This window comes from Roseixanthobacter psychrophilus, assembly GCF_043195195.1.
Lineage (GTDB): Bacteria > Pseudomonadota > Alphaproteobacteria > Rhizobiales > Xanthobacteraceae > NCEH01.
On record NZ_JBAFWT010000005.1, the window covers coordinates 78,701 to 91,472 of the forward strand.

10 protein-coding genes are annotated in these 12,772 nt (G+C 65.9%); 1 reads left to right on the forward strand and 9 read right to left on the reverse strand.

Annotation, left to right across the window (positions count from 1 at the left end):
• Positions 1-48: 48 nt before the first annotated feature.
• The 7 genes from V5F77_RS07195 to V5F77_RS07225 all read right to left on the reverse strand — a co-directional run bounded on the left by V5F77_RS07195 (position 49) and on the right by V5F77_RS07225 (position 9,013).
• On the reverse strand, positions 49-2,058 hold the full coding sequence (locus V5F77_RS07195) for a hypothetical protein (RefSeq protein ID WP_429004662.1): 2,010 nt from the start codon (positions 2,056-2,058) through the stop codon (positions 49-51).
• 92 nt (positions 2,059-2,150) lie between these two features.
• Positions 2,151-2,627 carry an Hcp family type VI secretion system effector gene (locus tag V5F77_RS07200; RefSeq protein ID WP_429004661.1) on the reverse strand — a complete coding sequence of 159 codons (477 nt, stop codon included), beginning with the start codon at positions 2,625-2,627 and terminating at the stop codon, positions 2,151-2,153.
• Positions 2,628-2,744: 117 nt separating this feature from the next.
• On the reverse strand, positions 2,745-3,809 hold the full coding sequence (locus V5F77_RS07205; RefSeq protein ID WP_429004663.1) for a methyltransferase domain-containing protein: 1,065 nt from the start codon (positions 3,807-3,809) through the stop codon (positions 2,745-2,747).
• Positions 3,810-3,813: 4 nt separating this feature from the next.
• Entirely contained in the window at positions 3,814-4,197 is a 384-nt protein-coding gene (locus V5F77_RS07210; protein WP_429004664.1) for a PAAR domain-containing protein, read from the reverse strand.
• A gap of 36 nt (positions 4,198-4,233) precedes the next feature.
• The gene (gene tssH / locus V5F77_RS07215) at positions 4,234-6,864 is read right to left on the reverse strand and encodes a type VI secretion system ATPase TssH (protein WP_429004665.1); all 2,631 of its coding nucleotides are present in this window, start codon (positions 6,862-6,864) and stop codon (positions 4,234-4,236) included.
• A 313-nt stretch (positions 6,865-7,177) separates the two neighbouring features.
• Positions 7,178-7,804 carry a lysozyme inhibitor LprI family protein gene (locus V5F77_RS07220; protein ID WP_429004666.1) on the reverse strand — a complete coding sequence of 209 codons (627 nt, stop codon included), beginning with the start codon at positions 7,802-7,804 and terminating at the stop codon, positions 7,178-7,180.
• A 24-nt stretch (positions 7,805-7,828) separates the two neighbouring features.
• Positions 7,829-9,013 carry a pyridoxal phosphate-dependent aminotransferase gene (locus V5F77_RS07225; protein ID WP_429004667.1) on the reverse strand — a complete coding sequence of 395 codons (1,185 nt, stop codon included), beginning with the start codon at positions 9,011-9,013 and terminating at the stop codon, positions 7,829-7,831.
• Positions 9,014-9,156: 143 nt separating this feature from the next.
• On the opposite strand from V5F77_RS07225, the gene V5F77_RS07230 reads away from it, so the two are divergent.
• Entirely contained in the window at positions 9,157-9,723 is a 567-nt protein-coding gene (locus tag V5F77_RS07230; protein ID WP_429004668.1) for a type 1 glutamine amidotransferase domain-containing protein, read from the forward strand.
• Between the two features lie 1,098 nt (positions 9,724-10,821).
• On the opposite strand, the gene V5F77_RS07235 is transcribed toward V5F77_RS07230, so the two are convergent.
• The gene (locus V5F77_RS07235) at positions 10,822-11,841 is read right to left on the reverse strand and encodes an Ldh family oxidoreductase (RefSeq protein ID WP_429004669.1); all 1,020 of its coding nucleotides are present in this window, start codon (positions 11,839-11,841) and stop codon (positions 10,822-10,824) included.
• Between the two features lie 2 nt (positions 11,842-11,843).
• A complete protein-coding gene (locus V5F77_RS07240) occupies positions 11,844-12,653 on the reverse strand; it encodes a creatininase family protein (RefSeq protein WP_429004670.1) in 810 nt (269 codons plus the stop codon).
• Positions 12,654-12,772 lie beyond the last annotated feature (119 nt).

The following is a 12,772-nucleotide window of genomic DNA, read 5'->3' on the forward strand; positions in this document are numbered from 1 at the left end:
TGATCCAGATCGATTTGTCATCAATCTTCTGGCATTTTCCGCCTTAGTTTACTTCTTAAGGACGTTTTTCGCCTCTGCACCATGTAAAAGGCGATTAATCAATGCGATGTATCCGTGCAGAGATTCCTTGGTGCGCTCCCAGCTTTCGGCGCCCGTAAACAGGTTGAAAAGGTTGATGTTCGAGGTCGCCCCCTTGGCGAACAGATACATCATGGCCTTTTCGGAGCTACTGCCGCCCTTGAGCCGGTCATTGTACCATCGGAGCTTCGCTCCCTTGACATTCCAATCAATGTACTTTTGCCCAGACTGGTTTGTCTTCACCTCAGCACCGATCTTGACCATCTTATCCTTGTCGTCGATCCTTTTGTTCCAGGTGCTGTAGATGTTCACATAGCCCCACTTGGGATTGGCAAGCGCGCTCACCGCCTCGAAGGGAATGTCGAAGTCCTTCTCCATTTTCCCCTTGATGCCGGCCTTGAGCACCGAATTGACGATCACGTTGCAGGCCGCGAAGGTAATGACGATTTGTTTAATGTCGTTATTGGGAAAACGGAACAACGCCTTTGTCATGCCCCGGGTCATCGAATCCTTAATGATGCGGACATATTCCGTTGATTCGACCTCAACACCTTTAAGCACCTGGATAAAACGCGTGTCATCGGAGTAGGATTTAAGGGCACGCGTGGTCGCAGCTTTAAACTTACTGCGCCGATCCAGAAAATCGGCCGCGTCGAGATCCTCTGAATTGGGATCAACATCGCGCACGAAGCTCAACGGCATCGACTTTGGACCGATTTGTGGCTTCAAGTCATTGCGCCACACGCTGCCGTCGAGAATTTTATGGGTCTTGGTCTCAAGGAAGAATTGATAGAATGGCTCTGACCCGGATTTGTTTGATTTCATGGAAATATTCATGAAATACGCAATAATAATCAATGCCATATGATCCGCGTCACGGTTTGTGGCGGGATAATAGGCCGGCGAATAAGAGTTATTCGCGCTTAAAACCTGCTTATACTCAACAATTTCTTCTGCGAAAGAACCAACGATACTAGCCGTAATAACTTCTTGGACGACCGCCGCTGCAAGCTGCAAGGCTTCGGACACCTTTGAAATATAGTCCGTTGCGGTCGCGGATGTCTTGCTCAGGCAATTCTCCAGGGCAGTTTCGGCACCCACGAACTTGGAGCTTGTGATCTTGAACTTGAAATTGTCGATCACGGTGTTCTGCGCGACCTGATTCTGGGCCAAGGGGTTCAGGATGCGGCTGAACTGGGACTCCCATTGCGCCTTCTTGACGGGATCGTCCGTGATCCCCTTGAGGGTTTCCTTCCGCTTGTCCTCTCGGTAATCCTGGATAAGCTTGACGATGATCGAGCCCGGCGTGTCTTTGCCGAAATCAATGCCCGCTGAAAGATTGGTCAGCGCGTTTGCCCCGGCGACCTCCCCCCCCATCCTCCAGGACGTGCCGGCCTTGATATTCGAATTGTAGTCCGGATCGTTCTTGAAGTTGCCTCCAAGCTGGCCCGACACCGCCGCGCCGGCACCGGAGAAGAGGCCGTTGATGCCCTTCGTACAGGCGCTCGCAAGGATCGGCCCGACGAACGGGATCGCCGTGACCGCAGTGGCGAGGGCGGCGTCGATGAGCTTGGCGTAGATGGCATCCTGGCTTACGTCCGGAAGCGCCTTCTTCGTGTCTTCGATCGCGCCCGTGATCTTGATCGCGTCGTTCTGCTTGATAAGCTCGATGACGCCGGAAACTCCCGAGGAGCCGACGTAGTTCGCACTGCCGAAAATCTTTCCGGAAAGATTATCCGCAGCGTTACGAAGGGATTCGGTGTTTGCGATCAGGCCCGGCGTCTGTCTCCCGAGCGCATAATTGAGCGCCACCGCCGTGCGGATGGTCGCGGTCTTCGCCATCTTGGCTGTCAGCGGGCCAAGGGAGCGGATCAATGTCGCATCCGGCGTCGATAATACGACCTGAGCGCGCTCCTGGAATTTGGTCTGCGCAGCGATCTGCTCGATCAACTTATCGATTTCTTTGAGAGACATGCCCATAAGGGTACCCCACCGTCACCTTCAGAGTCAGATCGCGCTCAGGCACTGGATCATCGCGAAAGGGCCGGCGCTGGACGCGCCGGCCCTTAGGATCAGGAGGTCTTGGTGGTGGACATGTCGTACGACACGGTGACCGGGGTGCCGGCCTTGTTGGTGTCGTCATAGGGGGTGAACTTGAACTCAAGCTTGGTGAAGGAGATCGAGACCGATTCAGTCGGGCGGTCGCCGCCGGAGGAGACCGAATAGGACGAGATCAGCGCATTGGTCAGCGTGTAGGTGCAATAGGTGGCGCCGGGGCTGCCGGTGGTGGTGAGGTCGATCTTCACCGTCTTGCCGGTATTGCCGGTGCAGGCTTCCGTGAACAGCTTGGGCGAGGAGGAATCGAACATCTTGACGATGGAGACTTCGCTCACCGACGGCTCGGAGGCTTCCCGATTGTTGGTGGAGCCGGAGACCGTCGAGATGCCGCGGCCGACGCCCCAGGACATCGACAGAACGTCGATCCACTTGGTGTGATCCTGCTGGGTCGCTTCACCGGGAATCCCGTCGTAATTCACATAGATGGCCATGGTCGGCCTCCCTGTTTGGACCGGGCAGGCGCGGCTGCGGCGCCGCGGTAACTTGGCTGTAGCAGGGCTTATTGACAGTCGTGCAACCGTCCCTGCCGTCCGGTTGAAAATTGCGTTTCAGTGCAAAATCGCTGTCACCAGATGCACCGCGTAGTGCATCGCCGCCCGGTCGTGCAGGCGCACATGCCAGTCGAGATCGCGCGGCGCGCCGGTCTCGATCAGTTCCCCCGTCCCGGCCGCGCGGGCACTGGCGTTCACCTGCGCGAGCAGCGTTTCGAGCGCCGCCGGCCCGTCGAGCCAGGCGTCCGGGGGCGTGGCATGACTGCCCCAGTCGAACGGGGTCGCGAGCGCTGCCCCGCCGCCCCCGTCCAGGATGCGCGCCATCTCCCAGAGCAGATGGGATGGGCTCGACACGCAGTCGAGCACGTTCATCGCCACGGCAAGATCGAAGGTGCGCGCGCGGAACGGCAGGGCCAGCGCGTCGGCGATCCAGAAATCCACCCGCTCGGCCCCCGCGAACGCCACCGCATGGCGTCGCCGCTCGAACGTGAGGCCGACGCGGCGGTGGGGATAGGACACCAGCCCCCGATCGAGAATCCCGCGCCCGACCGCCAGCAGCGGCCAGTTCACATCGATGCCCAGCACCAGCCCGGAGGTGGCGGCGGCAAGGTCGAAGCTGGTGCGGCCCACGGCGCAGCCGATATCCAGCACCGGGCCGCGGGCTTGCGGCAATTGCGCCAGCGCGGCGGCAAGGCAGCGTCGCACCGCGCCGGGCACCACCGCAGGCGACAGCGGCCCGAAGTGCGGCCCCCCCGCCTCTTCCAGGTCGCCATAATGGTCGTGGGCATAGCTCGCCTGCTGGGTGCGGATCACGTTGAACGCCGCGTCGGGGCCGAGCGCATCGGCGATCAGCCCCTCCACCTGATCCGGCAGTTCGTGGCGCTGAAGCAGCAGATGGCCGTTCGCCGCCAGCCAGGCGGAAAGGTCCGGCACCAGGATCGGCGCGCCCTCGATGATGGGATAGCCGATCCGGCAATCGACCTCGGGACAGCGCAGCACGCCGGAGCCGATGCCGGCGGCATCCTCCTGCGCGCCCGGAGCGAGCTGCAGCGGCGATTCGATGCCGCGCCGCAGGCACGCGGGACACACCGGCCGCAAGGCTTCGAAATGGGCGAGGCGCATGACTTCAGCCGCCGATGATCACGGTGGGGCACCCGGGCGGCAGGATGGTGCCGGAGGGGCTGGGAATGGGCGCGACGCAGCTCGAATGCAGCGAGCTGTCGCCGACCCGCGCGGCGGGCATCTTGCCGATCAGCACGGTCGCCGATCCCTTCATGATCATGCCGGGGCCGGCGGGCACGCAGCCGGCCAGCATGCAGGGCATGGTGGTGTCGGTGATCCGCGCCGCCGGCATCTTGCCGATCAGCACGGTGGGGCACCCCTTCATGATGGCGAGCGGCATGGCCGGGTGCGGCACCGGCGTCGGCACCAGCGCCGGCGGATGGATCGGGGCATGGCAATGGGGTGCGGCCTGAAGCACCTTGTCGCCGAGACGGGCGGCGGGGGGCATCAGGCGCACACCGCCCGGCACAGGCGGGGCATGGGCTCAGTCGACCGCATAGGTGAAATGCCCGTCCGCGCCGAGGCCCACGTGAATGCGCGCGATGGGCGTGCCTTCGGTGAGCTTTTCCAGCACCTGCGCCGACAATTCCGGCAGCAAGGTGCGCGAGAGGATGCTTTCCACATTGCGCGCGCCGGAGGAGCTTTCGGTGCAGCGCGCCGCGATGGTCTCCACCAGCGCCGGGTCATAGGAGAACGTCGCCTTATAGGCATCGGCCACGCGCTTGGCGATGCGGCCGAGCTGGAGGCCGACGATGGTGCGCAAGGTGTCGTCACCGAGCGGCAGATACGGCACCAGGGTCACCCGGCCGAGGAAGGCGGGCTTGAAATATTTCATCAGCTCGGGCCGCAGCGCCTCGGCCAGCACCGCCGGCTCGGGCATGGTCTTGGGGTCGGCGCACAGCTTGCCCAGCAGATCGGAGCAGGCGTTCGAGGTCATGATGATGAGGGTGTTCTTGAAGTCGATGTCGCGGCCTTCGCCGTCCTTCATATTGCCCTTGTCGAACACTTGGTAGAACACGTCCTGCACGCCGGGATGGGCCTTTTCCATCTCGTCCAGCAGCACCACCGAATAGGGCTTGCGGCGCACCGCCTCGGTCAGGATGCCGCCTTCGCCATAGCCGACATAGCCGGGGGGCGAGCCCATGAGCAGGCTCACCTTATGCTCTTCCTTGAACTCGCTCATATTGATGGTGGTGAGGTTCTGCTCCCCGCCATAGAGCAGGTCCGCCAGCGTCAGCGCGGTCTCGGTCTTGCCGGTGCCGGAGAGCCCGACCATCAGGAACACGCCGACCGGCTTGCGCGGATCGGTGAGCTTGGCGCGCGAGGTGCGGATCGCCTGCGCCACCGCCTCGATGGCATGGGACTGGCCGATGATGCGCTGTTCCATCGCCGCCTTGAGCGCGAGCACGGTGCGGATTTCGTTGGATTGCATGCGGCCGGCGGGAATGCCGGTCCAGCTCTGGACGATCTGCGCCACCGCTTGCCCGTCGACGACCGGGAACACCAGGGGCTGCTCGCCCTGCACCGCTTTGAGCCGCGCCACCGCGTCCTGGAGCGCGGCGCGCAGCGCGTCCTTGTCGTCCAGCAAGGCGGGATCCTCGAGCCGCGTGCGCAGCGCCTCGAATTCCTCCACCAGCGCCTTTTCCTCGGCCCAGCGCTGTTCCAGCGCCGCAAGTTCGGTTGCCGCGGCCGCGCGCTCGGCCTCAAGCTCGGCGGCCCGCGCCGCGTGGGCGCCGCCGGAGCGGGTCTCGCGCTCGAGAATGCCAAGCTCGGTGTCGATCAGCGCGATCCGCCGCTGGCGATCCTCGATCGGGGCGGGAAGCGTGCTCTGGCTCACCGCCACGCGGGCGCAGGCGGTATCGAGCAGCGACACCGCCTTGTCGGGCAATTGGCGGGCGGGAATGTAGCGAGCGGAGAGGCGCACCGCGTCCCCCACCGCCTCATCGAGAATGCGCACCTTATGGTACAGCTCCAGCGTCGCCACGAGGCCGCGGATCATGGCCATAGCGGTGGGTTCGCTCGGCTCCTCCACCTTCACCACCTGGAAGCGGCGGGTGAGGGCGGCGTCCTTCTCGAAATATTTCTTGTATTCGGCCCAGGTGGTGGCCGCGATGGTGCGCAATTCGCCGCGCGCCAGCGCCGGCTTCAGGAGGTTCGCCGCATCCCCCTGCCCCGCCGCGCCGCCCGCGCCCACCAGCGTGTGGGCCTCGTCGATGAACAGGATGATCGGGGTGGGGCTCGCCTTGGTCTCGTCGATCACCGAGCGCAGACGATTTTCGAACTCGCCCTTCATGCCGGCGCCGGCCTGGAGCAGGCCGAGGTCGAGGGTGCGCAAGGTCACGTCCTTCAGCGCGGGCGGCACGTCGCCGGCGGCGATGCGCAGGGCGAACCCTTCCACCACCGCCGTCTTGCCCACCCCGGCCTCGCCGGTGAGGATGGGATTGTTCTGCCGGCGGCGCGACAGGATGTCGATGATCTGGCGGATCTCCTCGTCCCGGCCGAGGATCGGGTCGATCTTGCCGGCGCGCGCCTGGGCGGTGAGGTCGATGGTGAATTGGTCGAGCGCGCCCTTGCCGCGCGGCAGGGCCATGTCATTGGCGCCCTCGCCGGCCTGCGCCAGGCGGGCCACGGAATTTGCCTCGCCGGTGGTGATTGTGAGGCCGGAGAGATCGCGCTTCAGCGCATCGGCGGGGATGCGGCGGAATTGGTCGGAAATCTCATAGGTGCGGCGCGCGAGGGCGTCGTCCGCCACCATCGCCCACAGGATATGGCCCGAGCGCACCCGCGACTGGCCCTGATCGAGGGAGGCCAGAAGCCAGGCCTGCTTGGCAAGGTCCACCACATCGGGCGCAAGGCCGGGCGGGCGGGAATTGCCGGTCTTCAATTTGTCCAGCGCACGGGCGAGATCGGCCGCAAGGCGGCCCTGCTCGACGCCGTAATGGTTCAACACGGCGATGAAATCGGCGTCGGCCTCGCCGCTCAGCTTGGCGATCCAGTGCTCAACCTCGACATTGTAATGGGTGCGCATGAGCGCGAAGCCGGCGGCGCTCTCCAGGGTCGCGCGGCACACATCGTCCAAGCGCAGAATCAGTGATTTGAGATCGACCGCCGCCATCGTCATCCCCACGCCGCTGAGCGGGCCGGCGCCCCCGCGCGCCGGCCTTCGGCGGGGGCAAGGCCCCGCGCCGGCGCGAACTTAGGGACGAACGACAAGAGCAATATGTCGGTTTGGCCACGCCGGCCGCCGGGGACCGAGCCCGAGGTCAGGGGGTCGTCGCGCACGCCGAATGCCCCGGAGCCCGGCAGGAGAAAGGTTTCCAGCGCCGCCGCACTTTTGCCGGCATGGAGGCACGCTTCGCCGCCGCCAGACGGGACCGCCGCACCCCGCAAACCGCGTCATTATGGCACAGCTTACGCTGGCCGGCGGATCAGTCCAGCGGGCGCGCCACAGCGGTCAGCCAGGTGGCCGGGCGCGTGCCGATATTCTCCACCGCCACGGCCGGCGCGGGGGCGGCGGGCTTGGGCACCTCGCCGTAGCGGCGGCGCAGATCCTCCGCCCGCCGTTCGTTATTGGCGATCAGGCACAGGGCGCGCTGCTCGAAATTGCCGATGCCGCGCGGCCCCTCGAACGGCGCCACGCTCTGGCAATCGAAATTGCGATACATGCCGTAGCGGATCTGCGCCTCGTCCAGCAGGATGCGCCAGCGATTGCGCTGTGCCGGCAGGAGATCGGCGCGCGCCTCGATCACCGCGAACGCGTTGGCGAGCGCCGCCTCCATCACCTTCTCGGATACCGAGATCGCCTCGTAGAGACAGCGATTATAATCGCGCGCCAGCACTTCGCCGCTGCGGCAGCGGGTGCTGGCGGGCCAGGGCTCCGCCGTTTGGGACTCCGCCGCCTGGGGCTTGGCCGGCGTTTTGGCCGGCTGCGCGCGCGCCGGTCCGGCCAAAACAAGGCTCATGAAGCCAAGCACCAGCAGGCCGCCCAAAGGGCGCGTCACCGGGCGGGCGACCCGGCGGATCACGGGGCGGCGGGCGAAGGCGTTGCGCGTCATTGCCCCTCCGCCCGGCGTTGGAGATCAGGCCGCCTGCCGCTGCGCCAGGAAGGCCGCGATGCGGCCGAGGGCGGCGCGGATGTTCTCGGCCGAATTGGCATAGGACAGGCGCAGATACCCTTCGCCATGAACACCGAAATCCGGCCCGCCGATCACCGCGACGCCGGCCTCCTCCAGCAGCGCCGAGGCCAGCGCCTTGGCCGAGGTCCAGCCGGTGCCGGCCACGTTGGGGAAGGCGTAAAAGGCGCCGCCCGGCGTCGCGCAGGAGACGCCCGGCAACGCGTTCAGCCCTTCAACCACAATATGGCGACGCCGGTCGAACTCGGCCACCATGGAGGTCACCGCGTCCTGCGGGCCCTCAAGGGCGGCGATGCCGGCATATTGGGTCGCCGCGTTGACGCAGCTCCAGGCATTCACCGAAAGCTTGCGCACCTGCTCGTACAGCGCCTTCGGCCAGATCGAATAGCCGAGCCGCCAGCCGGTCATGGCATAGGTCTTGGACCAGCCGTTGAGCAGGATCAGCCGATCGCGGATTTCGGGATAGGCCAGCAGGGTCTGGTGGTTCCCACCGTCGAACACGAAGTGATCGTAAATCTCGTCCGACATGAGGGCGACATGGGGATGAGCGGCAAGGCCCTTCACCAGCTTGTCGATCTCGGCCTTGGGGGTGACGCCGCCGGTGGGGTTGGCGGGGGAATTGATGATCAGCAGGCGGGTCTTCGGCGTGATCAGCGCCAGCGTCTCCTCGGCGGAGAAGGCGAAGGCGTTTTCCTCGCGGATCGGCACCGGGATCGGGGTGGCGCCGGTATGCTCGATCATCGAGCGATAGATCGGGAAGCCGGGATCGGGGTAGAGGATTTCCGCGCCCGGCTCGCCGAACAGGCGGATCGCCGCATACATGGTCACCTTGCCGCCGGGCACGATCATCACCAGGCCGGGGTCCACCTCGACGCCGTAGCGCTTGTGCTGATCGGCGGCCACCGCCTCGCGCAGCGGGGCGATGCCGACCGAGGGCGTATAGCCGTGGTGGCCATCGCGCAGCGCCTGGATGGCGGCCTCGACGATATGCTCCGGGGTGCGGAAATCCGGCTGGCCGATGCCGAGATTGATGATGTCGCGGCCCTGGCTTGCCAGTGTGGTGGCGCGCGCCAGAACGGCGAACGCGTTTTCCTCGCCGATCCGGTCGAAGGCGGCGACGGTTGTCAACATGGGCGTCTCTCCCTCGGTCCCCGGCTCTGCGGGGAACCCCTTGCTGCGTCCTCGGGTTGTTCCCCGGGGCCGGACGGGGCTCGTCCTCTCGCCACAGGGCTTGAGCGCACCGATAGCACCAATGAGCAAAAAGGAGAATTTCCATGGCACACCGTCTCGACGGACGCAGGATCGCGGTCCTGGTGGCCAACGGCTTTGAAAATGTGGAGCTGACCGAACCGGTGAAGGCCCTGCGAGCGGCCGGCGCCGACGTGAAGATCGTCAGCCCCGAGCAGGGCGAAGTGCAGGGCGTCAATCACGACAAGCCTGCCGACAGGATCAAGGTGGACGTGGCCCTCGACCAGGCCGACGCGAAGGGGTTCGACGCCTTGCTGCTTCCCGGCGGGGTGATGAACCCCGATGCCCTGCGCATCAACGAAAAGGCGCTCGCCTTCACCCGCGCCTTCTTCACTGACAAGAAGCCCGTGGCGGCCATCTGCCATGGCCCGCAGGTGCTGATCTCGGCCGGCCTCGTGAAGGGCCGGACCCTGACCGGCTACAAGGCGATCCAGGTGGACCTCGCCAATGCCGGTGCGAAGGTGGAGGACAAGTCTGTGGTGGTCGACCAGGGCCTCGTCACCAGCCGCAACCCCAAGGACATTCCCGATTTCAACGCCAAGATGATCGAGGAATTCGCCGAGGGAAAACACGGCGGCCAGCGCGCCGCGTAAGGCGAGCGGCCTCTCACGACCGCAAGCGGCGCCGGGTGACCGCAAGCGGCGCTGCGACCGCAAGCGGCGCTGGCTTGCCCGGTCCCTGCCGGGGGATTGGGCACCCCCGGTCCGCCAATTTTTTGGCCAGCCCGGCCGGACCGGCCGGGCCGTTTCCAGATGTTCGGGCGGGGCGAAACTTCGTCTCCCCGAACTTCTCCGGAATTCCCTGAACATGCCGCGGAACTTGCCCGAACGTGCACTTCTCCGCGCCGTTCTTCTTCGCCCCGGCCCATGTTTCACGTGAAACATTTCGCGTGGAACCAAGCGTTTCCAACGCCCCGGCCGAACCGGGCGCCACCGGAAACGCTCCGGCGCGGGGGGATTTGTTCTTTCCGAAAAAACAAACCGCCGTTATCCCCGAAAGCGTTATCGAGCGTGGAAGCCGGTTCGCGTGAAGAAACGCGCCAACGAATATGGCCCCGGCCTCGCCGCGTGGATGGCCGGGACACGCCCGGCGACGACGGTTCGGAAAGCTCCGATCGGCACGCACCCCCTCTCCCCACACACATACCCCCTCTCCCCGCCGGGGAGAGGGCCGGGGTGAGGGGCCAAGAGCCCATTCTCCATGCCCGCACCCCCTCACCCGCCCGCTACGCGGTCGACCTCTCCCCGTGGGGGAGAGGTGAGGAAGGGAGAGGCGAGGAAAGGGAAGCTTTCAGGGTCTTGCCTGCTCTCCCCACACACGTACCCCCCTCTCCCCGCCGGGGAGAGGGTTGGGGTGAGGGGCCAAGAGCCCATTCTCGACACCCGCACCCCCTCACCCGCCCGCTACGCGGTCGACCTCTCCCCGGCGGGGAGAGGTGAGGTACGGGAGAGGGCGGAAAGGGAAAACCTCCAGGGCCGTGCTTCTCTCGGGGCCTTGCCGCCCTCCCACACGGATCCCCCTCTCCCCGCCGGGGAGAGGGTCGGGGTGAGGGGGCGGGAGCGGTTTCTCGACGCCCGCCCCCCTCACCCGCCCGCTACGCGGTCGACCTCTCCCCCTGGGGGAGAGGTGAGATACGGGAAAGGGGGGGAACGGTGTCCCTGCATGACGCCGGAGCCCCGCCGGTGCTGCGATCAGACCTGCGGTGCGAAGCCGAGCTTGGCGAGTTCACGCTCCAGGGCTGCGCTCACCAGCACGCCCGCGCTGGCCACCCGCGCCCGCGCCGCGATCCGGCGCGAACCGGGAATGCGGGCGCCGTCCTGCCCCTCGATGGCCTCCACCAGCCGCGCCAGATGGTCGAGATAGCCCGGCCCCGCCATCGGGCCGGGATCGATCGCCACCAAAGTCTGGCCGATGGCCGGAGACGGCCCTTCGCCGTCGAAAAAGGACGGCGCGTCGATGGCGAAGGTCGCGGCATTGATCGCCGCCGAGAGCACCTCCACCATGAAGGCGAGCGCGGTGCCCTTGGCCTCCCCCATGGGCACCATGGTTCCGGCAAGGCCGGCCTTGGCATCGGTGGTGGCTTGGCCGTCCTTATCGAGCGCCCATCCCTCGGGAATGGGCTCGCCCTTTTGCGCCGCCGCCAGGATATGGCCGCGCGCCACCTTGGAGACGGAGAGATCCACCACCACCGGAGGACGATCCAGCAACGGGGTTGCAAACGCGATGGGATTGGTGCCGAACACGGGGCGCCGCCCGCCCCAGGGGGCGATGGAGGCGGGCGCATTGGTGAAGGCGAGCGCGATCAGCCCGTGCTGCGCCATGCGCTCCACCGGATGGCCCGCAACGCCGAAATGGCTGGACCGGCGAATGCCGGCAATGGCGATGCCCATTTCCTTGGCGAGCGGAACGAGCTGTTCCTCGGCAAGGCGCACTGCGGGATAGGCAAAGCCATTGGCCGCATCCACCGCCACCACCGAGGGCGCGGCCTTGCGCACGCTCGGCGTCGCATGGCCATCGATCTTGCCCGACATGGCCTGAAGGCCGTAGCTGGGCAGGCGCGCCAGGCCGTGGCTCGGCAAGCCGTCACTTTCCGCCGCCACCAGGGCCTCGGCCACGACAGCCGCATTGGCCGGGCTGGTATTGAAATGCTCAAGCACGGCGGCGGCATAGGCGCGCGCACCGTCCAGATCGAGCCTGCGGCCCTCGCTCATGATCAATCTTCTCCTTCAGGCCGCGCATCGAACCGGGTGAGGTCGAACGCGGCCACGTCTTCAAGCAGCGCCACAAAGGCGCGGGCGCCGAAATCCGCCGCAGCAGCCCCCTTTTCAGCGGTCGCGGGGCGGGCATCGCCCATGGCTCCAGCGGGGCTGAGATCCTCGCTCATCCAGCCAAAACCGACCGGGTGATTGGCGCGGAGCTGGGCGAACCGGGTCTCCATCTCGATGCTCCAGGGGGCGAAATTGCGCGCCTGGGCGAGGTCGACCAGATCCGGCCGGAACGCCAGCATGAGCGAAGTCTCGATATCCCCGCCATGGATGCCGTGCGCCCGCTCCTGCGGGGCGAACAGCCCCTCGGGATAGCCGAAGCGGTGCATGGAAACGTTGACCGCCAACATCTTGTGGCGCACCCGCAAGGTGCGGGACACCAGATCCATGACCGGCACATTGCCGCCATGGGTATTGAGCAGCACCAGCTTGCGGATGCCGGCCCGCGCCACCGCCTCGCCCAATTCGGTCCAGGCGCGCAGCGCGGTCTCGGGCGACAGGGTCAAGGTGCCGGCGAAGGAGAGGTGCTCGTCGGATTTGCCCACAGCCTGGATCGGCAGGAACAGCGCCGGCAGATCGGCCGGCAGCAAGGGCAGGATGCAGTCGATATAGCCTCGGGAAATAAAGGCGTCGGTCCCGAGCGGAAGGTGCGGGCCGTGCTGCTCCACCGCCGCGATCGGCAAAATGGCGATCGCGGCCGCGCGATCCAGCGCCGCGAGGGCGGGCGACGACAGCTCGGCCCAGAACCGTTTTGTCATGGAAGGAGCCGTGTCTTCATGGAAGGCGCCGTGCGGCAATAAGGGGGTTCGCTTGCGCGCGGACCTTAGAAGCGCGCCCCGGCCGCCGCAAGCGCAGGCGTGCGGGCTGTCTCTCAATC

Excerpts from the sequence above, each read along its gene's own strand:
- V5F77_RS07205 (WP_429004663.1), bottom strand. The coding sequence starts at position 3,809 with ATGCGCCTCGCCCATTTCGAAGCCTTGCGGCCGGTGTGTCCCGCGTGC.
- V5F77_RS07195 (WP_429004662.1), bottom strand. The coding sequence starts at position 2,058 with ATGGGCATGTCTCTCAAAGAAATCGATAAGTTGATCGAGCAGATCGCT.
- V5F77_RS07240 (WP_429004670.1), bottom strand. The coding sequence starts at position 12,653 with ATGACAAAACGGTTCTGGGCCGAGCTGTCGTCGCCCGCCCTCGCGGCG.
- V5F77_RS07230 (WP_429004668.1), top strand. The coding sequence starts at position 9,157 with ATGGCACACCGTCTCGACGGACGCAGGATCGCGGTCCTGGTGGCCAAC.
- V5F77_RS07225 (WP_429004667.1), bottom strand. The coding sequence starts at position 9,013 with ATGTTGACAACCGTCGCCGCCTTCGACCGGATCGGCGAGGAAAACGCG.
- V5F77_RS07235 (WP_429004669.1), bottom strand. The coding sequence starts at position 11,841 with ATGAGCGAGGGCCGCAGGCTCGATCTGGACGGTGCGCGCGCCTATGCC.
- V5F77_RS07210 (WP_429004664.1), bottom strand. The coding sequence starts at position 4,197 with ATGCCCCCCGCCGCCCGTCTCGGCGACAAGGTGCTTCAGGCCGCACCC.
- V5F77_RS07200 (WP_429004661.1), bottom strand. The coding sequence starts at position 2,627 with ATGGCCATCTATGTGAATTACGACGGGATTCCCGGTGAAGCGACCCAG.
- tssH (WP_429004665.1), bottom strand. The coding sequence starts at position 6,864 with ATGGCGGCGGTCGATCTCAAATCACTGATTCTGCGCTTGGACGATGTG.
- V5F77_RS07220 (WP_429004666.1), bottom strand. The coding sequence starts at position 7,804 with ATGACGCGCAACGCCTTCGCCCGCCGCCCCGTGATCCGCCGGGTCGCC.